Origin of the sequence: Micromonospora orduensis (assembly GCF_006228125.1) — a bacterium.
Classification (GTDB): Bacteria; Actinomycetota; Actinomycetes; order Mycobacteriales; family Micromonosporaceae; genus Micromonospora; species Micromonospora orduensis.
Genome location: NZ_VDFY01000138.1, coordinates 41,422 through 63,913 on the forward strand (window position 1 = coordinate 41,422; position 22,492 = coordinate 63,913).

Sequence of the window (22,492 nt, forward strand, 5' to 3'; positions counted from 1 at the left end):
CGGGCATAACTTCCAGACGGCAGGGCAACTGCGGCCTACTGGCGATCATCCGAATGTCCAGGATGGAGCGCCAAAGGGGTGTGCCCGCGGGTACGATCTCCATCCCCGTGCAGGCTGTGTGGCGACCTTGGCCTGGTTGTGCCGTGCCTTGGCGCGGTGGAGGCTGGGTGATTTATCGCGTTTCAGGGATATCGATCCGACATTTTGGTGACCGCCCCTTCTGCGGACTGTGGTGCGAAGTCGAGAAGGATCTGTGCCCTACTCGGCTGTCGAAAGGAGAGCTTGTCGCGTCGGCGCGTTCGTTATTCGACGGTGCTTGGGTATAGTGCGACCAATCTCCTCGGACCGTTCCGGAAAGCGTCTGATCTGCGTGATGACACCTGGGCTGGAAAATGCGTCAACAGGCCCGCACTTCGTCGGGCGGCGACCACAGTTGGCGCGTATCGGGAGAGCCCAGGCCGCCGTGCTGAGCCGTGGCCGGCAGGTGGTCTGCGAGGTGGTCGGCGAGCCGGGCGTCGGCAAGACCCGGTTCGTCCGCGAGGCCCTGGAGCGGTGCGTCCATACCGTCCCGTGGGCCGTCGGGACCTGCGTGCCGGATGAGCGGGGCGTTCCGTTCCACGTGTTCCGCCACGCCTTCACCACCGGGCAGCCGCTCCGACGAGGGCTGCGCGCCGGGCGGTCCACCGGGGAGACCTGGGCGGAGTCCGCCGCCGCGGTGCCACCGGCGCGGGCGTCGGACGCCCGGCGGTTCCGGACGTACCAGCTGGCGCGCCGGCTGATCGCCCTGGCGGCCCAGGACGGTCTGGTGCTGGTCCTCGACGACCTGCACTGGGCGGACGACTCCTCCGCCGGTCTGATCGCCCACCTGCTGCGGTATCCGGTGCCCGCCCCGCTGCTGCTCGTGCTCGTCTACCGTCCGCGGCAGATGGCGACCCCGATGCCGTTCGGCCCGCCGGATCCCGACGAACACGCCGAGGGGGAGTCGACGACGCATGACCGCATCGAGCTGACCCCTCTCGGGCTCGCCGAGGTCGCGCACCTGCACCCGCACGTCGACCAGGCGGAGCTCCGCGACCGGTACGACCTGACCGGCGGCAATCCCGGTTACCTGGCGGCGCTCCCGGGCGGCCCCGCGTCGAACGACGCCGACCCGATCCGGGAGACGCAGGGCGGGCTGTCCGACGCGGCGGTGGCCGTGCTGCGCCGCGAATGGACGGATCTGCCGTCGGTCGAGCTGGCCTGCCTGCGGGCCGGGGCGATCGTCGACGCGCCCTTCGGGGCGGACCTGCTGGCCGAGGTCGCTCAGGTCCCGACGGCCCTGGCGGTCGAGGCCGGCTGGCGTTTGGCCCGGCGTGACCTGATCCGCCGCGTCCCCGGCACGGGACGGTTCGCCTTCCGGCACCCGGTGCTGCGGATGGCGGTCGCCCAGGACACCGATCCGGCGTGGCGGGTGGAGGCCTCCGCGCGGGCACTCACCGCGCTTGTCGAGCTGGGCGCGCCACCCGCGGACCGGGCCCGCTACGCCGAGCGTCTGCTCGCCCAGCCGAACGGTCGCTGGGCCGAACGCTGCGTCGACGTGCTCTGCCGTGCCGCGCACGAGATCCGGCGGGAGGCACCGGACCTGGCGATCCGCTGGCTGCGGCTCGCACTGCGGGCACTACGGCCCACGGCCGGTACGACGCAGCGTCGCCGAGACGTGTCACTCGCGTTGGCCCAGGTCACCGGGGAGGCGGGCAACCTGGCCGAGAGCCGGGCCCTGCTTCAGGAGATCGTGCCACTGTTCCCCGCCGACCGGCAGGGACGACGGGCCGAGGCGGTGGCTCTCTGGGCGCGCGTGGAACGCCTGCTCGGCAACTACGCGGAGGCGGCGGCGATCAGCCGTCGCGAGCTGGCCGCCCTGCCGGAGGGCGCCGGACCCACCGGCGGCTATCGACTCGCCACCGAGATCGGCGTCGCAGGCATCCTCGCCGGCCGGCCGGTGGCCGCACTGCCCGACGCGCTCGGCGAAGACGGCGGCTCCGGCGCGGACCGGGCCGGCCTCCTGGCCGTGCGCAGCCTGGCCGCCGCGCACGACGGCGTCCTCGACGACGCCCGCGGCCTGCTCGACGCCGGCGCCCGGATCGTCGACTCGTTGCCGGACCGGGACGTGCGGGACCATCCCGACTGCCTCACCGCGCTCGGCCTGACCGAGTTGTACCTCGAACGGCAGGCCGACGCGGTACGACACCTCGACCGGGGCCTGACGCTCGTGCGCGCCTCGCACCGCGACGACGGGTTGTGCCAGCTGCTGCTCGGTCGCGGTCAGGTGGCCTACCACGGCGGTCAGCTGACCGCCGCGATCGGACTGGCCACCGAGGCGGGCATCGTCGCCCGGCGCATCGGCAGCCGCCACCTGCTGAGCTTCGCCCTGGCGTTCGAGGCGGAGGCGACCGCCTGGCGTGGTGGGCCACGGGACGAGGACCGGGCGGTGGCGCTGGCCCGCAGCGCGCTCGGAATCGCCACCGACCCCGCCACCTGGTGTGGCCGTACCGCCGCGATGGCGTTGGCGACCGCGGCGCTGCTGTCCGGGGATCCGGCGACCTGCGCCGAACTGGTGCGCTCGGCCGGCGGCGACAGCCGGCTGAGCCGCCTGCAGACCACCCTCCGGCCGATGTGGTACGAGCTGCTCTGCGCCGCGGCGCTCGCCGCCGGCGAGCTGGCCGACGCCGAGCGTCTGGCGCGGCGGGCGATGACCGAGGCGGATCGGGTCGGCCTTCCCGGGCAGCGGGGCTTCGCGGAGTCGGCGTACGGCGAGGTGCTGCTCGCCCGCGGCGACGTCGCGGCGGCGATGCCGCACCTGGAGACCGCCGCCGACCTGTTCCGCGCCGGCGGGATGGCGCTACGGCGCAGCCTCGCGCTGGCCTCCCTGGCCCGAGCGGCCGAGGCGGCGGACGAGACCGGCCCGGCGGCGCGGGCCCGCCGCCGGGCCCTGGAACTGGCCAGGTGGTGCGGGACGGAGCGGGTCGGCCTGCGACTGGCCCGCCCGGTCGGCCCACGCGAGGTCGCCGCCCTGACCGACAGGGAATGGCACATCGCTCGGCTGGCGGCGACCGGGGCCACCAGCCGACTGATCGGGCGGCAGTTGAACATCAGCCCACGCACCGTCGAGGCGCACCTGACCCGGATCTACCGCAAGGCGGGCGTCGCCTCCCGGTCGGCTCTGGTCGCCTGGGTCGCCCGGCTCGATGACACCGATCGGTGACCGCGATCCGGGCCGGATGACGTCGATCGGTGCAACGCCCACCGGCCGGGCAGCACGAGGCCGCGCCGGCACCGGTCACGCCCGACAGTCGCTCACATACTCGACTGCATCGGGCGCGATTCCCGTCGGCCGGTGGTGGATGGAGGACGAGATGCTGGGCAGAAGATCCGTCAGGAGCCCGCGTACCCTCGCCGCGCCGGTGCCGGCGTTCGCCGCCGCCGCGGTGACGCTGCTCGTGCTCACGGGCTGTGGGGGTGAGCCGGTGGACGCGGCAGCCCCGGCGCCCCAGGGCCCGGCCACCTTCGGTCGGGAGCGGGCCGCGCTGGTGCTCACCGCCTTCGACCAGGCCGACTCGGCCGCCTCGGTCGCCGGTGACGTGGAGGCGCTGCGGACCCAGGAGGTACCACCCTCACTGGACCTCAGCATCGCCGCGGTCCGCCGGGCCGCCTACAACCAGCGCCCGCAACCGTCGTTCCAGCACATCAACCCGGCCTTCGCGGTGCCGCCCGGCGACCCGGCCTGCTTCCTCACCACGGCCACCCTCAGGCTCGCCGGATCGGAGCTGGCACCCACCGACACCAGCCAGTTCGTGCTGGGCGCCGACGGCCAGTGGAAGCTCAGCCACAACGTCCAGATCACCCAACCGTCGCTGGTGGTGGCCCGGAGCATCGACGGCCGCCCCGCCACCGAGGGCGGCACGGCCCTGGACGAGACCAGCCGCCGGGCCCTCGCCGCCGAAGTGTTCGCCCGCAGCATCGGATCCACGACGAGCAACCGGTCCCTCGTCGCGTCCAGCCCGCTGCTCGACGGCCAGTTCGCCGGCGGGTGGGAGGTCTACGGCCAGCAGCTCGCCGGTGCCGGCGCGACGGTGCAGCGGACCATGGACAAGGCGGAGTGGTCGGACTGCGCGGTCGCCGTGCCGGCCGGCACGCTGGCGTTCCTGACCGTCCACGCCACCGACACCCTGCGCCCGGCGCCCGGCGGTCCCACCACCGTCCGGATGGTGCCGCAGAGCCCGGACCTGATCGCCACCGGCCACCGCACGGCGGTGAGCGGAAAGTCGATCCGGGTCACCCGGGTGGAGACCTTCCTGCTGCTCGTACCGACGCAGATCACCGGCACCTCGGTGCTCGGGCTCAACGACACCGCGCTGACCGTCACCGCCGGCTGACCCGCCCGCCGCCGACGGCAGAAACCGGTGGCATCACTCGGGATCGGACGACCCGGACCGCGACGATGGCAGCAGCCGTGATCGCCGGCGGGGCCACGGTCCGGCCACCAGGCTCGGGAGGAAGCATGTGGCGTCCGCGTTTCCGATCGGACTACATACCGGTGCGGCTGCCCGACGGTCCGCTCGTGGTGCTGGGGGAGACCCGCAGCCTGCTCGTCGACGATCCGGTCGCCGCCGACCTGGCCGACGAGCTCGACGGCGCCGCGCCGCTGGCCGACGTGGTGGCCCGGCTGGCCACCCGGCACCCGGTCGCCGCCGTCGCCACCGCCCTGGCTCGACTGCGCGACCACGGACTGCTGGTGTCCGGTCCGGCGCACACCTCGCCGGCCGAGGCCGCCGGCTGGGACGCCCGGGGTGTCCCGCCCGAGGCCGGGCGGCGCTGGATGGCCGGAGGTCCGGTGACCATCGTGGACCTCGGGGCGCCCCGGCTCGACGAAACCGCCGACGCGCTGCGCGCACTCGGCCTCGACGTCACGGTCGTCGGGCCGGACAGGCCCCACCCCGACCCGGACACCGCCCAGGTGCTGGTGTTGCCGTCGTCGATGCTCGACCCCCGGCTGGCCCTGATCAACGAGCGGCACCTGGCCGCCGGCCGCGCGTGGACGCTGGCCCGGCCGCACGGCAACGTCGTCTTCCTCGGGCCGCACCTGGTGCCGGGCCGCACCGGCTGCTGGGCCTGCCTACGGCAACGCTGGCAGGAGAACGAGCAGGTGAACGCCTACCTCGGCGGGCAGGACCTGGCCGGTCCACCGCCGCAGCCCGGCCGGGCCGTCCTGCCCGGACTGGCCACCACGGCCGCCGGGCTGCTCGCCGCCGAACTCGCCGTGCTCGCCGTACGGGGCACCTCGCCCCGCCTCACCGGCCGGATGGTCGCCCTGGACACCCGGGACCTGAGCACGGAGAGCCACCAGCTGGTACGCCAGCCGCAGTGCCCCGCCTGCGGCGACCCGGACCTCGTCCGCAAGGCCGAACCACGGATCGACCTGCCTCCCAGCGGCGCCGAGCCCAGCCGGGCCGGCGACTCCCGGACCCGGGAACCCGCCGAGACGTACGCCGCGCTCGCCCACCACGTCAGCCGGTACCTGGGCGTGGTGAGCCGCCTGACCCCGCTGGAGGCGACCGACAACGGCGTCACCCACACCTACTCGGCCGGGCACAACTTCGCCCAGCCCCGCCAGCTCGCCGCCCTGCGCCGCAACCTGCGCGGGCAGAGCGGCGGCAAGGGCCGCACCGACCTGCAGGCCCGGATGAGCGCGATCGGGGAGGCGGTGGAGCGCTACTGCGGGGTGTGGCGCGGCGACCGTCCGGTGCACCGGGCGACCTACCGGCAGCTCGGCCCGGACCGCGCGGTGCACCTGGGGGAGCTGCTGCTGTTCTCCGATCGCCAGTACGCCGACCGGGACCGGCTCAACCGCGATCTCGGCCACCTGCACCGCGTTCCCCGACCGCTGCCGGACGAGGTGGAGCTGGACTGGACCACGGGCTGGTCGCTGACCCGGCAGGCGCCGCGCGAGCTGCCCGCCGCGCACTGCTGGTACGGGCATCCGGAGCTGGCCGGGCTCGGGGTGTGCTCGGCCGACTCGAACGGCTGCGCGGCCGGCGGCACCCTGTCCGAGGCGATCGTGCAGGGCTTCTGCGAACTCGTCGAACGCGACAGCGTGGCGCTGTGGTGGTACCACCGCTCCCGGATGCCCGGGGTGGACCTCGACTCGTTCGGCGACCCGTGGACCGCCGCCTGCGTCGATCACCACGCCACCGCCCTGGGCCGTGAGCTGTGGGCCCTCGACCTGACCGCCGACCTCGGCGTACCCGCGTTCGCGGCGGTGTCCCGACGGGCCGACGGTGGGCCGGAGGACGTCCTTGTCGGCTTCGGCGCGCACCTGGACGCGCGGGTCGCGCTGACCCGGGCGCTCACCGAGGTGAACCAGTTCCTGCCCGCGGTTCCCGGGCCGACCTCCGCGCGCAACAGGTACGGCGTCGACGACCCGGACACCGCGCGCTGGTTCGGCACCGTGCGGGTGGCCGACGAGCCCTGGCTGTCTCCCGACCCGGCCCGGCCGCCGCGCACCGCCGCCGACCACCCGGCGCTGACCACCGGCGACGTCGGGGACGACGTGCGGCACTGCGTACGCCGGGCGGAGCGGGCCGGCCTCGAGGTGATCGTCGTCGACCAGTCCCGTCCGGATGTCGACCTGGCGGTGGTGAAGGTCGTCGTGCCGGGTCTGCGGCACTTCTGGCGCCGTCTCGGCCCCGGCCGGCTGTGGGACGTGCCGGCCCGCCTCGGCCGGAGCCCGGTGGCCGCCGACGAGGCGTCGGCCAATCCGCTGAACGTCTTCTTCTAGTGAGGGGATGCGCAGATGACCAGCAGGGTGGACCCGGTCGGCCGGTGGCCGTCGTGAGCGGCGCCGTCGGCGGTCCGCCGATCCAGGATTCGTACCGGCTGCGCCGCGACGCGGAGCTGCGGGTCGGTGAGGACGGCTCGCTGACCCTGCGGCAGACCCGCTTCCAGCTCACCCTTGAGCATCCGGGGATGGGCCGGCGGGCGCTGCTGCTGCGGCTCGCCGCCGACTGGGTCGGCGACGTCGAGGTGGGCCGACTGATCAGCGGCCTGGAGGGGGAGAGCCGGGTGCTGCCGGCGCAGTTGCTGCTGCGGCGGCTGCTCGCCCACTCCTGGCTGGAGCGTCGCGTCCAGGTCGACGACCGGGCGCTGCTCGACCTGGTGCCCACCGGCCTGGGACGGGGCAGCCTCCCGGAGAGCCGCCCGCACACCCCGGGGGCCCGCTACCGGCTCTCCCGCTTCGCCACCCTCCAGCACGAACGGGGCATGCTGGTGGCCGCGTCGTCGCTGAGCACCCTCACCGTCGGCTGCGCCGACGCCACACTCGGCGCGGTGCTGGCCGCCGCCGTGCCGGGCGTCCGGCCCGACACGGTGGCCCGCACGCTCGGCGTACCCGCCGAGGCCGCCGGCCGGGTGCTGGACGAGTTGGCCACCGCCCGGATCCTGGTCACCGACACCGAGTTCGAGGCGGAGCGCGACGACGCGCCGCTGGCCTACTGGTCGCCGGAGGAGCTGCGGCTGCACCAACGCTCCCGGGCCGGCGGCCACGCGCTGCCGGTGGGCGGCACCTACCGGATGCGGGAGCGCTTCGCCCCGCAACCGCTGCGCCGCCCGTACGACGGGGGCCGGGCGGTCGAGCTGCCGTTGCCGGACCTGGCGACGATCGCCAAGGCGGACCCGGCGTTCAGTCAGGTCGTCGCGGACCGGCGCACCGTGCGCGACCACGACGGGGCGCCGCTGCCCCTGGAGCGGCTGGCGGAATTCCTGTACCGGTCGCAGCACACCACAGCTGTCGGCGAGGCCGGCGGACAGGAGGTCGGCCACCGGCCCTACCCGGGCGGCGGCGGGGTCTACGAGCTGGAGATCTATCCGCTGGTCGCCCGCTGCGCCGGGCTCGACCCGGGGCTCTACCACTACGACGCGGTCGGGCACCGGCTGGAGCCGGTCGCCGTCTGGGGAGCGGCAGCCGACCGGCTGCTGGCGTACGCCCGGGCGGCCGGCGCCATGCCCCGGCCGCCGCAGACGGTCCTGGTGGTCACCGCCCGGGTCCAGCGGCTCATGTGGAAGTACGAAGGGATGAGCTACGCCATGATTCTCAAGGACGCGGGTGTGCTGACCCAGCAGATGTATCTCGTCGCCACCGCCATGGGGCTGGCGCCGTGCGCCCTGGGCGCCGGGGACTCCCAGGCCTTCGCCGAGTTGTCCGGCCTCGATCCGCTTGTCGAGCCGAGCGTCGCCGACTTCCTGCTCGGCTCGCGCCGCGCCGCCGACGGAGGGGGCCGGCCGTGAAGTTCCGGCGGCAGGCGCTGCGCCAACTGGAGGCGCCCGAGCAGCTGGACCGGGCGGTCCGGCTGACCACAGTGCCGAACTGGCTGGCCACCACCGCGCTGGTCATCGTCGTGGTCGCCGCCGGCGTCTGGTCGGTGCGCACGGTGGTGCCCCGGACCGTCGAGGCGGCCGGGGTGCTCATCCACTCCAACGGGATCTCCGCCCTCGACGCGCTCGACAGCGGTCAGGTCACCAAGGTGTGGGCGTCACCGCACCAGCGGGTGACCAAGGGCACGCCCCTGTACAGCCTGCGCGGTATGGACGGCAAGGTGCGGGTGGAGAACGCGCCGGGTGACGCGTACGTCGTGGCCTGGCTCGTCTCGGAGGGCGAGCTCGTCACCCCGGGTACGCACCTGGCCGACCTGGAACGGCTCGACACCGCCGGGGACGAGTTGCAGGCCGTCGTCTACGCCCCGGCCGTCGCCGCGCCGCTGCTGCAACCCGGCGTACCCGTCGAGGTGGCCGCCGCGGCGGCGCCCCGCAACGTGTTCGGCACCCTGGCCGGCCGGGTGACCACCGTCGGCGCGTTTCCGGAGACCGAGGCCTCGCTGCGCGCCTTCCTGGGCACCGGGCCGGACGTCCGGCGGCTGCTCGCCGACGGCAGCGTGGTCCGGGTGACCGTCACCCTGGAACCCGACCCGGCCGCCCCGGGTGGCCTGCGCTGGACCAAGTCCCCGCCGCCGTTCCAGCTCAACTCGGCAAGCGAGGTCACCGCCTGGTTCACCGTGGACAGGGAACACCCCATCGACTGGTTGCTGCGGCGATGAGCGCCCCGCCGATCGCGGCCACCGGCGCGCCGGAGCTGCCCAGGATCCGCCGCCGACGCGTCCGTACGCCCACCCTGATCCAGATGGAGGCGGTGGAGTGCGGCGCCGCCGCGCTCGGGATCCTGCTCGCCCACCACGGTCGGCACGTACCCCTGGAGGAGTTGCGCCGGGTGTGCGGGGTGAGCCGGGACGGCTCCACCGCGGCCACAGTGCTCAAGGGCGCCCGCCGGTACGGGATGGTGGCCAAGGGTTTCCAGATGGACCTGGCGGGCCTGGCCACCGTGGCGCTGCCCGCGGTGCTGTTCTGGCGGTTCGAGCACTTCGTGGTGCTGGAGGGGCTCGGCCGCAAGGTCTTCATCAACGATCCGGCCACCGGCCCCCGGGCGGTGAGCTGGGAGGAGTTCGACGGCGCCTTCACCGGCATCGTGCTCACCATGGAGCCCGGCCCGGAGTTCCGGCCGGGCGGCACCCGCTACCGGCTGCTCCGGGCGCTGGCGCAGCGGTGGCGTGGACCGGGCTCGGCGATCGCGCAGATGCTGCTGCTGGGCCTGCTGATCGCCGTGGTCGGTCTGACCATCCCGGTGATGGCCAAGGTCTTCGTCGACCGGGTGCTGCTCCAGGAGGATCGGGCCGCGTTCGCCGGCCTGGTGGCGGCGGTGGCGGTGGCCACCGGGCTGACCTTCCTGGCCAGCCTGCTCCAGCAACGCCTGACCGTACGCGCGGAGACGGCGCTCGCCCTGGGCAGCGCCGCCCGGTTCTTCCGACATCTGCTGCGGCTGCCGCCGACGTTCTTCGACCAACGGCAGGCCGCCGACCTCAGCCAGCGGGTCCGCGGCAACGAGGTGGTCGCCGAGGTGCTCACCCGCCGGGCGGCCACCACAGTGGTGGACACCGGCCTGGTGCTGGCGTACGGGGCGTTGCTCTGCCAGTACGACCTGCTGCTCGGACTGTGCGCGATGGTCCTCGCCGGGCTGAACGTCAGCGTGCTGCGCTACGTCGCCTCGACCCGGTCGACAGCCGTCGCCGGGCTCCAGGCGGACCGCAGCAAACTGGTGACCACCGTGTACACCACCGTCCAGATGATCGAGACGGTGAAGGCCGGCGGCGAGGAGGAACGCGCCGTGGCCCGGTTCGCGGCGCGCCACGCCACCGTCGCCAGCCGCCAGCAGCGGCTCGGGGTGCCCACCGCGGTGCTCTCGGTCCTGCCGGCGTTCCTCGCCTCGGGAACGACGGCGGTGCTGCTGGGACTGGGGAGCCGGCAGGTGGTGGCGGAGGCGATGAGCGTCGGCGTGCTGGTCGGCATGCAGAGCCTGGCCGCCGCGATGAACCGGCCGTTGGGCAACCTGACCGCGCTGGGCTCGCGGCTGCAGGACATGAGCGCCGACCTGAACCGGCTGCGTGACGTGGAGCAGTACCCGCTGCCGTCGGCCGGGGACCGTCCGGCCCCACCGTTGACGCCGATGGAGGGGCATCTGCGCATCGAGGACGTCACCTTCGGCTACAACCCGCTGGGCCGTCCACTGCTGGAGAACTTCACCCTGGACCTGCCGCCGGGCGCCCGGGTGGCGCTCGTCGGGCGATCCGGCAGCGGCAAGTCGACGGTGGGCCGGCTGGTCGCCGGGCTCTACCGCCCGTGGACCGGCCGGGTCACCGTGGACGGACTCGAACGCTCGGACGCCGACGACGGACTCTGGGCGGCCACCGTCGCCATCGTGGACCAGGACCAGCGGCTGTTCGAGGGGACGGTCCGCGACAACGTCACGATGTGGGACCTCACGGTCGCGGACGAGGACGTGGTGACCGCGCTTACCGACGCGTGCCTGTACGACGAGGTCGCCGCCCGCCCGGGTGGCCTGGCCAGCCCGGTGCGGGAGAACGCCCGCAACTTCTCCGGCGGGCAGCGGCAGCGGCTCGAGATCGCCCGCGCGCTCGTCCGCGATCCCCGGGTGCTGGTGCTCGACGAGGCCACCAGCGCGTTGGACGCCGAGACCGAACGCCGTATCGACATGCACCTGCGCCGGCGGGGCGCGACCTGCCTGATCGTGGCCCACCGCCTGTCCACGGTCCGCGACTGCGACCTGATCGTCGTGCTGGACGGCGGTCGCGAGGTGGAACGCGGCACCCACGAGCAACTGGTCGCCCGGGACGGGACGTACGCGCGCCTGGTCCGGGACCAGTGACCACGACGATCCGAGGGAGACGCTGATGAGCGGCGCGGTGCAGGAGCCCCCGGCCGGCCACCTGATCGGCTTCTGCGCCGACGGCGTACGCCAGGTCTGCCGTCTGGACGACCCGGTGGCCGGCTGGCTGGTGACCGGTGGCGAGGCCGACCTGTTCGCGGTGCGCCGGGCCGGGCTGAGCCCGTCGCGCCGGCACCACGTGGCCCGGCTGCCCGCGGGGGGCCTCGTGCCGACGTCCACCGCGATCGGCGCGTGGCAGTTGATCCTGGTGCCGCTGCCCGGCACGGAGCTGCGCGCTCTGCCCCAACCTCACCTGTCCCTGCTGGAGCGGCACGTCCGGCTCGGTCGCCCGGCGGACGGGGGGCGGTCGTCGCGGGCGCGGGCCGCCGCGACGGAGCTGGTCGAGGCGGTGGACCTGGTGCTGGTCACCATCGCCGACGCCCTGCGTCGCGGGCAGGCGCCCCGGGAGGCGTCCACCCTCAGCGGCCGCGAGATCGTCTCGCTGGCGCAGGGGAGCGCCCTCACCTCCACCGGGGGCGCCTGGTGGCTGCGCAGCGCCGGCGGACTGCTGCGCCGCAACGACGGTGGCCCGGTGGAGATGTCGGGGGATCGGGAGCTGCTGCTGGTTGTCGAGCGGGACTGGGTGGTGGCCGAGTCGCCGTGCGCGGTGGAGAGCCACGGCAGCTGGGACCTGCTGGTCACCGGTCAGCTCCGCACGGCCGTCGACCAGCACGTGGTCCGACTGCTGCGGATGGTGGAGACCCGGATCGAGGAGGCCGACGCGGCCGTGCTGAACGCCGTACGGCGGCGCCGGCAGGTCGACGCCGCGGTGCTCGCCGCCGCGGCCCGCCGGTCGATCGGGGTGATCGGCGCCGGCGGCGCCGCTCCGGTTCCGGACACCGAGCAGGGCTTCGACAGGTACGGGCGGGCGGCCTCGGTGGTCCGGGTGGTCACCGAGGGGATGGGCAGCCCGGTCAACGAGCCGGCCGACCGCAGCCGCGCGCCACTTGACGACCGGGCGGCGGTGCGGGCGGTGTCCCGGGCGTCCAGCCTGTTCCTGCGCGAGTTGCACCTGCCGCAGCGGTGGTGGCGGCGGGACCTCGGGCCGCTGGTGGGGTGGCGCACCGGCGACGACCCGGAGCGCGCCGTCGCGGTGCCGCTGGTGTTCCGCCGGGGCCGCTACCACCACGTCGACCCGGACACCCGGGCGTACGGGCCGGTCGACGCGACGGTGGCCGCGACGTTCGCCGCCGAGGCGACACAGGTGCAGGCGCCGCTGCCGCCGACCGCCCGGATGCGCCACCTGGTGCGGGCCGGGCTCGTCGGCGCGTCCCGTGACGTACGGGGCCTGCTGGTCGCCGCCGCCTGCGTGGCGCTGCTGGGCCTGGGCGTGCCGCTGGCCACCGGCGAGGTGCTCGGGCAGTTGGCCCGCCAGGGCGAGGTGAACGGCCTGTTCGGCTTCCTCGCGCTGATGCTCAGCGCCGCGGTGGTCGCGGGGCTGGTCGGGGTGGTGCAGAACCTGCGGCTGCTGCGGTTGGACGGGCGGTTGCAGTCCGGGGCGCAGCTGGCGATCTGGGACCGGCTCATGCGCCTGCCGGCCCGGTTCTTCACCAGTCGCAGCAGCGGTGAGATCGCCAACTCGATGTTGGGGATCTCGTTTGTCGGTGAGGCGTTGAGCGCACTGCTGCCGCAGCTCGTCTCGGCGGGCGCGACAGTCGCGGTGACCCTCGGCATGCTCCTGGTGGTCGAGCCGGTGCTCGGCCTGTGGGGGGCGGGCATCGTCGCCGTCACCCTGCTGACCTTCGGCGCGTTCGCCGTCCTGATCGTGCGTCAGCAGCGGTCCGCGCTGCCGGCCGAGCACCGGGCGGCGGCGATGACCAACCAGCTGCTCGGCGGCATCGTCAAGATCAAGCTGGCGTCCGCCGAGGCCCGCGCCCACGCCCGCTGGTCGGAGGTGGCCGCGGCGGCCCGGGCGACGCTGCAACGGGTCCGGCAGAGCCAGGCGGGCCTGGTCGCCTTCGCCACCGTGCTCCCGATCGCCGGTCAACTGGTCCTGTTCGCCGTGCTGATGGGGCCGCTGGCAGGTCGGGTCCCGCCGGGCGACTTCTTCGTCCTCAACGTCGGCTTCGCGATGCTGCTCGGCGCGCTGCTGGTGCTGACGTCGGCCGGGGTCGAGGTGATCGCGGCGGTGCCCCGGCTGGGCAGCCTGCGCGAGATCCTGCGCGCCGACCCCGAGGCGCGCCCGGACCTGGTCGACCCGGGCGAGCTGCGCGGCGAGGTCGCGCTGCACCGGGTCACCTTCGCCTACCAGCCGGACGAGCCGCCGGTGCTCGTCGACATCGACCTGCACGTGCGCCCGGGTGAGTTCGTCGCCGTCGTCGGACCGAGCGGCTGCGGAAAGTCCACACTGCTGCGGCTGCTGCTCGGGTTCGAACGCCAGCAGCAGGGCGCGGTGCTCTACGACGGCCAGGACCTCTGCGAACTCGACGTGCACGCGGTCCGCCGCCAGTGCGGGGTGGTCCTGCAGGACGGGCAGCTCTTCGCCGGCTCGGTACGGGACAACATCTGCGGCGCCGGCAGCTACCCCCTGGACCAGGTCTGGGAGGCGGCGCGGATGGCCGGCCTCGCCGACGACCTGGAGGCGCTGCCGATGGGGATGAGCACCATGGTGCCGTTCGGCGGGGGGACGCTCTCGGTCGGGCAGCGCCAGCGGGTGCTGATCGCCCGCGCGCTGGCTCCCCGGCCCCGGATCATCTTCCTCGACGAGGCGACGAGCGCCCTGGACAACCGGACCCAGGAGGTGGTCACCCGCAGCACCGCGGCCCTGGCCGCGACGCGGGTGGTCATCGCCCACCGGGTGTCCACGGTCCGGGCGGCGGACACCATCGTGGTCCTCGACGAGGGGCGGATCGTGCAGCGGGGCAGCTACGACGAGTTGATGGAGCAGCCCGACGGGCTGTTCCACCGGTTGGCGCGGCGGCAACTGCTCACCGAGCCGCGACGGCCGGACGCGGTGGTCGAGCAGAGCCGGCAGCCGGACGGGCAGCCCGCGACGAGCTGACGGGAGCCGGTCAGCCGTTGTCGATGGCGATGCCGTCCTCCAGGCACACGTCCGCGTCGAGGTGGTTCTCCAGCAGCTCCGCGACGTGCGTCTCGGCCTGGTTCTCCACGGCGAGCCGGAACGCCTCGGTGAGCACGCTGACCACACCCTGGGTCAGCAGCAGGGTCTCCCGGTCGAGGTCGGCGAAGGACGAGCGGGCGTCACTGCGTACCAGCTCCGGGGCGAGGGCGAGCAGCCGGGCGGTGACGGCGGCGACCAGCTCGTCGGCCATCGGCCGGAGGCTGTCCAGCACCTCGCTGAGGGTCTGCAACGCCGGCACCGTGCCCACCCGTACCCGGTGCAGGTCCAGGGCGGCGCGCAGCGGACGGGGCCGGACGGTGCGCACGGTGCCGTCGGCGGCGCGCCCGATCACGCCGTGCCGGGTCAGCGCGTGGGCCAGCGCGGGACGGTCGGCGGTCAGGCGTTGCAGCAGCGCGGTCAGCCCGTCGGGCGCCTCGTCACCGGCCCGGACCCCGAGCATCGCCTCGATGGAGACCAGGTTGAAGCCCTGCCGTTGCAGGGCGAGGATCGCGTCCAGCCGGCGGACGTGGGAGTCGTCGTAGAGCGCCGCCCGGCCACGCCGCACCGGCGGGGGCAGCAGCCGCCGGGCCTGGTGGGCGCGGATGTTGCGCGGCGACATCCCGACCTTGCGGGCGAGTTCCTCCACGCTGTACCCGACCGGGCCGCCGGGCGTCGTCGTCACCTCGTCGATGGTCACGGTGGCCTCCGGCAGCACTCGGTGACGGAACCTGGTACCCCGTCGAACCGCTGTCACGGTGGGCGGTCCGACGATCGCAGCGTATGTGCGGGCACCGGCGTATGACAGGCGAGGAATTACTACTTGTCCACAGTGGCCACCATCATTAGAATCGCGATTCGCCGTACGCCGCTGATTCCCAATTACCCGGCTTTCGCCGCAGCGCGACCTTTTCGCGGCCACATTCGATGAAATTCCCGCTCGACGGTCGGGCCGGGTCGGCCGGTGGCCCACGATGAAGCCGAACCGGTGGCCCGGAACCTCCCGCGCTGCCTGTCGCCCGCCCCGGCGTCGCCGCCGGCGGCCGATCATCGAAGGGAGCAGGGGATGACACCTGTCGATCGCGCGGTCTTCGTGGCCGCGTACAGCCGGCTGGTCGCCGACGTCTGGGCCGACCCGGTCAAGGAGCGGGCGCTCGAGGAGGATCCGCGCGCGTTCCTGGCCGGCTACGGACTTCACCTTCCCGAGGACGTGCAGGTGAGGGTGGTCCGGGACGTCGCCGACGCCGACCCCGACCTTGAGGTGCAGGTCGAGTCGTGGGAGCGGGCGGAAAGCGCCGGCGCCTTCGCGCTCTTCGTGCCGTCGCTGCTGCCGGTGGCCCAGGCGGAGCTGGCCGAGGACGAACTGGACAGCGTCGTCGCCGGCCTGGACTCCAGCTGCGCCTGCTGCTGCCCGTGCTGCTGCACGTGACACCGATGTCTGCCGCCCGCCGGCCCGTACGGCAGATTCTGATGGCAGTCAGAGGAAATCCTTGATTGTCGAACCTCGATCTTTTTACGTTCTCCCCACAGAAATCGACCCGCCCGTCCCGCAGTGATCCCGAGGAAAGGACCGAACGATGAGCAACGACGACCAGGAATATGGCGCGAGGTTCGTGACCAAGTACTCGGAACTCGTCACCGCCGTGTGGCGCAGCGACGAGGAACTCCAGCGCCTCCTCGCCGACCCGACCGGTTACGCGACGGCTGCCGGTCTGCCGGTCGCCCCCGGCGCCACGGTCGAGGTCGACCGCGCGCAGCCCGCCACGCTCTACACCAAGGAGCAGATCGTCTCCGACTGGGCCGGCACGCCCGGCCGGCACGTGCTGCACGTGCCCGAGGTGCCGCTGGTCGACCTCAACGAGCTGACCGAGGCCGAGCTGGAGACGGTCGCCGGTGGCGTGGCCGCGGCGGCCGACAACAACGTCAACATCATCGCCGTCCTCATCGTCTGAGTTCCCCACCCCCGCCGGGAGCCTCGATGACTGACACGACCGAGACCATCGCGTTCCGATCCGGCACCTACCGGACGGCCACCGTGGAGCAGACCTGGGAACGGGTCGGCGGCATGCTCGACCGGTTCCGGATCACCCGGGTCGCCGACATCACCCGCCTCGACGAGATCGGCCTACCGGTGCACGTCGCCTACCGGCCGGTCGGAGCCACCATGGCGGTGAGCGTCGGCACCGGCGCCACGGCGACGCAGTCCCGGGTCAGCGCCGTGATGGAGAGCATCGAGTCCTGGCACGCCGAGAACCTCCGGCCGGGGACCGTCACCCGGTCCCCGGCCGAGGCGCTCGACCTGCCGTACGACGTCCGGTGGCTGCACCTGGCGGAACGCTCGCCCCTGACCTCCGCCGTCGAGCTCGACTGGGTGGCCGGTCGTGGGCTGGTGACCGGTGCGCCGTGCCTGGTGCCCCGCGCCACAATCGAACTCGACTTCACCGTTCGGCGGGGCTGGGACCGCGCCCTGTTCACCGCCAGCAGCAACGGGCTGGCCACCGGAAACACCTTCGCCGAGGCCAGCCTGCACGCCCTGCTGGAGGTCGTCGAACGGGACTGCATCGCGCCGTACTGCACCTCGGCGTTGGCCGAGCGCACCTACACCGACCCGGGCACCGCCACCAACGCGATGACCCGCACCATCCACGACGCGCTGGTGCGGGCCGGCTGCTGGGTGGAGGTCTGCGACATCACCAACGCGGTGGGCGTGCCCTGCTACGCCGCCTCGATCTGGTCCCCGGACCTGCCGGTCACCTTCGGCGGCTTCGGCTGCCACGTGGACCCGCAGATCGCCGTCGGACGGGCCATGTCGGAGGCCGCCCAGTCGCGGCTGGTCATGGTCTCCGGCGCCCGGGACGACATCGACGCCACCGCCTACCACGACGTCGGCGCGCCGCCGGTGCCGCCGCCCACCGTCGACCGGCCCCTGGAGCCGGTCCGCCGGGACCCGCCACCGGAGGGGGACGTGACCCAGGTGCTGCGTGAGCTGGCGTCGCGGGTGCAGCGGATCACCGGCGTCGAGCCGTTCAGCGTCGATCTGACGCACGACGACATCGGCATCGCGGTGAGCAAGGTGTTCGCCCCCGGCCTGCGGATGTTCGACGAGCGGGCCCTGAGTACCCGACCAGGAGTGCCCCGTGACTGACGTCGTCTTCATCGGTCCGAGCCTGCCGGCCGACGAGGTCGGTCGGCTGCTCCCCGACGCGGTGGTGCTGCCACCCGTCGCGCACGGCGACCTGCTCCGCCTCGACGTCGCCCCCGGCGACCGGGTCCTCGTCATCGACGGGTTCTTCCTGCAACGCCCGCCGGTCCGCCACCGGGAGATCCTCGACCTGCTCGACCGTGGGGTGACAGTGGCCGGCGCCGCCAGCATGGGCGCGCTGCGCGCCGCCGAGCTGTGGCCGTTCGGGATGCGCGGTGTGGGTGAGGTGTTCCAGCTCTACCGCGACGGCGTCGTCACCGGCGACGACGAGGTGGCGGTGGTGCACGGACCCGCCGAGGCGGGCCACCGCACGTTGAGCGAGCCGCTGGTGAACGTCCGGGTCGCGCTGCGCCGCGCCGTCGCCGCCGGCGTGCTCGACGACGCCGAGGCCGCGCTGCTGCTGGAGATCGGCCGGGACCTGCCCTTCAGGCAGCGGTCGTACCGCGCGCTGGAACGGACCGCGCCACCCGGGGCGGCGGACGCGGTCGACCGGTTCCTGACCTGGCACCGGCGGAACCCGTGGGACGCCAAGGGCGCCGACGCGCGGCTGCTGCTGTCGATGGCGGCCGGGAACGCGCCCGAGCTGTGCCCCGCGCACGACGGCGACCAGCCGATCGACAACCTGCACACCCGCTTCCTGGACAGTTGGCGGTCGCGGTTCGCCGGCGAGTCGGTCGGCGGGCACCGGGTCAGCGACCGGGAGGCCGCCGCGGTGCTGATGCTGCTGCACCCCGAGTCGGTGGCCTGGCACCGGCGGGCAGTGCTGGCCGGGCTGGCCGGGGACGACATCGCCGACCCGGCGGTCGAGGAGCGCGCCCACGAGGTGGCCCACGGACGTGGGCTGACCGGGGCGCCGCCGAGCGGGTGGGACTGGCTGACCGACCGGGAACGAGGGCTCGACGACCGCGAGGCGGTGCTGCGGATGCTGGTGCGGGCCTTCGGCACCACGCCGTACCGCAGCCTGGCGCTGTGGATGGTCGCGGCGCCGCTGCGTACCCCCGCTCTGCTCGACGCGGCGCGGCAGGTCGCGGCGACCGCGGCGTCGCTGAACGACACAGTCGTCCCGCGCACGACGGGGCACCGCCGCCCGGGGGGTCGGCTCCACTTCCGCACCGAGGTCGTCGACGCGTGCTTCGCCCGGCTCTGGGGCTGCGACGCCGGCGCTCTGGAGGCGGCGGCGTGGGACCGCGGCTTCGTCGACCTGGCGGCGTTCCGGTACGCCGCCGAACCGCTTGTGGCATATGTCAAGGCGTTCGGCGCCCCGCGCCTGCCGGCGGTGGCACAGCGCGCGCAGGAGGACACCCTGGCCGGTTCCGCGGCCCGGGTCGGCTGAGGAGGCGACGATGAGCGGCACCGTCAAGGCGACACTGATCTACCCTCCGCTTACCGATCCCACCTCGGGATACCACTCCCTGAACTACCTCGACTCGTACGCGCGGGCGCAGGGGCACCGACCGGCGGAGATCATCGACGCCAACATCGAGGCGTTCCACCACTCCCACACCCCGTCGGCGTACGAGTGGCTGCGGCGGGAGCTGTCCCGGCTCTCGATCGACGACCTCAACGGCCCGGACGCGCTGATGGCCCGGGCGAACCGGCTCGGCCTGCCCGAGCCCGATCCGGATCGGCTGCGCCGGTCGATCGGGGTGTTGCAGGATCCGACCCTGTTCTACGACTACCGGCACTACCAGGACGCCGTCGAGGGCGTGATCTCCTGGATGGACGCGCTCGGCACGGTCGGGTTCCCCGGGCAGTTCCGCGCCGGCTTCCGGCTGCATCCGCCGCCGATGGTCTCGATCGGCTCGGTGGCCGCGCTGACCGACGAGGCGGTGCTCGGCCGGCTCAACCGGCCCTTCCAGCCGTACTACGAGGATGTGCTGATCCCGCGGCTTGCCGCCGGCGGGAACCAGGTGATCGGCATCAGCGCGACCTACCAGTGGCAGCTTCCGTTCGCGCTCTGGATCGCCCGACTCGTCCGGCGGGCCTGCCCGGACGTCTTCCTCGTGGCGGGTGGCACGGAGATCTCCGACGTCTGGAAGTGCGCCAGCAGACCCGAGTACGTCTTCCAGGTGCTTGCCGACTTCGACGCGATAGTGGTCGGGGAGGGGGAGAGCGCGTACACGGAGATCCTGGACGCGGTGGAGGACGGCACCCTGCCGGCCGGGCACCCCAACGTCCGCCTGCATCCGAAGTACGGCCGCCAGCGCCACCTGCCGCTGCGCTACGAGCGCCTGGCGCAGGTGCCGGTGCCGGACTTCTCCGGCCTGCCCTGGGACCTCTACCTCAGCCCGGAGCGCTTCGTCTACTACTCGCCGACCCGGGGCTGCTACTGGAACAAGTGCACGTTCTGCGACTACGGTCTGAACACCGACGGTCCCACCAGCCCCTGGCGGCAGGACACGGTGGACACGATGATCGCGGACGTCACCGAGCTGTCGAAGTTCGCCAAGTTCATCTACTTCTCGGTGGACGTGCTCGCTCCCGCGACCATCCTTCGCTTCGCCGAGCGGGCCGTCGAGCAGGGCCTCGACTTCCGCTGGGGCGCGGAGATCCGGCTGGAGAAGTACTGGTCGGACGAGCGCTGCGAGCTGCTGCGGCGCAGCGGCTGCGTGGCCATCTCGGTCGGCTTCGAGTCCGGCAACCAGCGCATCCTCGACCTGATCGACAAGGGCACCAAGCCGGAGCAGGTACGGCGCACCATGACCGCGATGACCAAGGCCAACATCGGTGTGCAGATGATGGGCTTCACCGGTTTCCCCACCGAGACCCGCGAGGAGGCGCTGGACAGCATCACCTTCCTGCGGGACAACCCGGATCTGTGGACCCTCGGTGGGCTCGGCGACTTCATGCTGACCCCGGGCGCCATCGTCGCCAAGGAGCCGGAGCGGTTCGGCATCACAAACGTGCGGCCGGTGGAGGGTTCGGACATCGTCCGGATGCTCCGGTACGACGAGCCGGTGACCGAGGGGGCGCAGGCCGAGGTCGCCCAGGCCAAGGCCGACCTCAACCCGGGGCACTTCCATCGTCCGTGGCTGGGCAGCACCGACACCCCGCACACGTTCTTCTACCACGACCGCTACGGCACGGCGGTGCGCGGCGTACTCGCCCACGACCGGGTCCGGCAGGACACCGACGACGCGACCGAGTTCCTCGCCAACGGCTCCTTCGTGGACCGCGACGACGAGCAGGTGTGGGACGCGTACCGGCGGATCCGGTCGGACGAGCAGGACGGCGCCCCCGGCGACCTGCCGGCCGATCGGCACCTGTTCCGCCGCTCCGACGGTCAGGTCTACGCGCTCAACCGCAGCAGCCGGCTGTTCCTGGATCTCTTCACCGCGCCGCTCACCCTCGCCGAGGCGCAGCGTCGGCTCTGGATCGTCGAACCGGCGGTGGCCGAGCGGGTCTGGCGGACCTTCATCGCGCAGCGGCTGATCCGCCGGCATCGGCTCTCGGCCCCGGCCGCGCCGGTGGTGACGTGAGCGTCGGGCGCGGCACCAGGTGCCGCGCGGGCCGGTGCTGCGCGCAATAGGCTTCAGCCATGAGTGGTGTGCTCAGCGGTGCCCGAGACGCGATCAATCCCCTTCGCCAGCTCACGCTCGACCAGCTCCGTCAACGGACGAGCCTCAAGTGGCGGGAGTACCCCGACGACGTGCTGCCGCTCTGGGTGGCGGAGATGGACGTGCCGCTGGCCGAGCCGGTCGCCCGCGCGATCACCGACGCCGTCGCGCGCGGCGACACCGGCTACACCGCCGGTACGGCGTACCCGCGGGCGCTTGCGGAGTTCGCCCGGCGGCGGTGGGGGTGGGACGGGCTGGCCGTGGAGCGCACCGCGCTGGTGCCCGACGTGATGCACGGCGTCGTCGAGGCGCTGCGGCTGGTCACGGGGCCGGGCGACGCGGTGGTCGTCAACTGCCCGGTCTACCCGCCGTTCTACGAGTTCGTGGCGCACGCCGGCCGTCGGATCGTGGAGGCGCCGCTCGGCGAGGACCTGCGGATCGACCTGGACGCACTGGAGGAGGTTTTCCGGCGGGCGCGCACGGGTGGCCGCCCCGCGGCGTACCTGCTGTGCAGCCCGCACAACCCGACAGGTGTCATCCACACCGCCGACGAGTTGGCGGCCGTCGCCGATCTGGCCGGGCGGCACGGGGTGCGGGTGGTCGCCGACGAGATCCACGCTCCGGTGGTGGCCGGGGGAGCGCGCTTCACGCCGTACCTCTCGGTGCCCGGCGCGGAGAACGGCCTGTCGCTGATGTCCGCCTCCAAGGGATGGAACCTGGCAGGCCTGCGCGGTGGGCTCCTCATCGCCGGCCCGGCCGCGGCCGGGGATCTCGCCCGCGTTCCGTTCGAGGCCAGTGTGAGCACCAGCCATCTCGGCGTCATCGCCCACACGGCGGCCTTTTGCGACGGCGGAGAGTGGCTCGACGCCGTGTTGACCGGCCTGGACGACAACCGTCGGCTGCTGGCCGCGCTGCTCGCCGAGCACCTGCCGGCCGTCGGGTACCACCCCGGCCAGGCCACCTATCTGGCCTGGCTCGACTGCCGCGCCCTGGGCCTCGGCGACGATCCCGCCGCCGTGTTCCTCGACCGTGGCCGGGTGGCGCTCAACTCTGGTTCGGCCTTCGGCACCGGCGGTGACGGTCACGTCCGGCTGAATCTGGCCACCGCGCCGGAGTTGATCACCGAGGCGGTACGCCGGATGGCCGCCGCCGTCGTCTGAGCTGGCGGACGACCTCCCACCACCCTTGACATCGATGGACGCCAGCCGCCACACTTCCTCAGCTAATTCGATTTAGCACCCTGGTGGCCCTTCGGGTCGGACGTGCGGAGGTTCCCCCGTCTCCGGTGTCCATACACGACCACGAACTCC

At 73.5% G+C, this 22,492-nt stretch carries 14 protein-coding genes; 13 read left to right on the plus strand and 1 reads right to left on the minus strand.

Features of this window, described 5'->3' with window-relative positions:
- The first annotated feature begins 373 nt into the window (after nt 1-373).
- The 7 genes from FHG89_RS11610 to FHG89_RS33300 all read left to right on the plus strand — a co-directional run bounded on the left by FHG89_RS11610 (nt 374) and on the right by FHG89_RS33300 (nt 14,366).
- Complete coding sequence (locus FHG89_RS11610; protein ID WP_139584388.1) at nt 374-3,241, plus strand: ATP-binding protein; 2,868 nt, start codon at nt 374-376, stop codon at nt 3,239-3,241.
- Between the two features lie 151 nt (nt 3,242-3,392).
- Nucleotides 3,393-4,412: a hypothetical protein gene (locus FHG89_RS11615; protein ID WP_139584389.1), complete on the plus strand. Its 1,020-nt coding sequence runs from the start codon at nt 3,393-3,395 to the stop codon at nt 4,410-4,412.
- 125 nt (nt 4,413-4,537) lie between these two features.
- Nucleotides 4,538-6,814, plus strand: a complete 2,277-nt coding sequence (locus FHG89_RS11620) for a TOMM precursor leader peptide-binding protein (protein ID WP_139584390.1) — start codon at nt 4,538-4,540, stop codon at nt 6,812-6,814.
- Between the two features lie 44 nt (nt 6,815-6,858).
- On the plus strand, nt 6,859-8,319 hold the full coding sequence (locus FHG89_RS11625; protein WP_139584391.1) for a SagB/ThcOx family dehydrogenase: 1,461 nt from the start codon (nt 6,859-6,861) through the stop codon (nt 8,317-8,319).
- Nucleotides 8,316-9,125 carry an HlyD family efflux transporter periplasmic adaptor subunit gene (locus tag FHG89_RS11630; protein ID WP_139584392.1) on the plus strand — a complete coding sequence of 270 codons (810 nt, stop codon included), beginning with the start codon at nt 8,316-8,318 and terminating at the stop codon, nt 9,123-9,125. The genes FHG89_RS11625 and FHG89_RS11630 overlap by 4 nt, the downstream gene beginning before the upstream one ends.
- Nucleotides 9,122-11,305, plus strand: coding sequence for an NHLP family bacteriocin export ABC transporter peptidase/permease/ATPase subunit (locus FHG89_RS11635; protein WP_139584393.1), 2,184 nt, complete (start codon nt 9,122-9,124; stop codon nt 11,303-11,305). The genes FHG89_RS11630 and FHG89_RS11635 overlap by 4 nt, the downstream gene beginning before the upstream one ends.
- A 25-nt stretch (nt 11,306-11,330) precedes the next feature.
- Complete coding sequence (locus FHG89_RS33300; protein WP_208760937.1) at nt 11,331-14,366, plus strand: ATP-binding cassette domain-containing protein; 3,036 nt, start codon at nt 11,331-11,333, stop codon at nt 14,364-14,366.
- 10 nt (nt 14,367-14,376) lie between these two features.
- On the opposite strand, the gene FHG89_RS11645 is transcribed toward FHG89_RS33300, so the two are convergent.
- A complete protein-coding gene (locus FHG89_RS11645) occupies nt 14,377-15,123 on the minus strand; it encodes a MerR family transcriptional regulator (protein WP_167517390.1) in 747 nt (248 codons plus the stop codon).
- A 366-nt stretch (nt 15,124-15,489) separates the two neighbouring features.
- Between FHG89_RS11645 and FHG89_RS11650 the strand changes: the two genes are divergently transcribed.
- The 6 genes from FHG89_RS11650 (at nt 15,490) to FHG89_RS11675 (ending at nt 22,342) form a co-directional block, all read left to right on the plus strand.
- A complete protein-coding gene (locus FHG89_RS11650; RefSeq protein ID WP_139584395.1) occupies nt 15,490-15,852 on the plus strand; it encodes a hypothetical protein in 363 nt (120 codons plus the stop codon).
- A gap of 148 nt (nt 15,853-16,000) precedes the next feature.
- Nucleotides 16,001-16,375, plus strand: a complete 375-nt coding sequence (locus tag FHG89_RS11655) for a hypothetical protein (protein ID WP_139584396.1) — start codon at nt 16,001-16,003, stop codon at nt 16,373-16,375.
- A 26-nt stretch (nt 16,376-16,401) separates the two neighbouring features.
- Nucleotides 16,402-17,568 carry a YcaO-like family protein gene (locus FHG89_RS11660; protein ID WP_139584397.1) on the plus strand — a complete coding sequence of 389 codons (1,167 nt, stop codon included), beginning with the start codon at nt 16,402-16,404 and terminating at the stop codon, nt 17,566-17,568.
- Nucleotides 17,561-18,958: a TfuA-like protein gene (locus tag FHG89_RS11665; RefSeq protein ID WP_139584398.1), complete on the plus strand. Its 1,398-nt coding sequence runs from the start codon at nt 17,561-17,563 to the stop codon at nt 18,956-18,958. Before FHG89_RS11660 ends, FHG89_RS11665 begins: the two co-directional genes overlap by 8 nt.
- Before the next feature lie 10 nt (nt 18,959-18,968).
- Nucleotides 18,969-21,104 carry a B12-binding domain-containing radical SAM protein gene (locus FHG89_RS11670; protein ID WP_167517391.1) on the plus strand — a complete coding sequence of 712 codons (2,136 nt, stop codon included), beginning with the start codon at nt 18,969-18,971 and terminating at the stop codon, nt 21,102-21,104.
- A 59-nt stretch (nt 21,105-21,163) separates the two neighbouring features.
- A complete protein-coding gene (locus FHG89_RS11675; protein ID WP_139584400.1) occupies nt 21,164-22,342 on the plus strand; it encodes a MalY/PatB family protein in 1,179 nt (392 codons plus the stop codon).
- Nucleotides 22,343-22,492 lie beyond the last annotated feature (150 nt).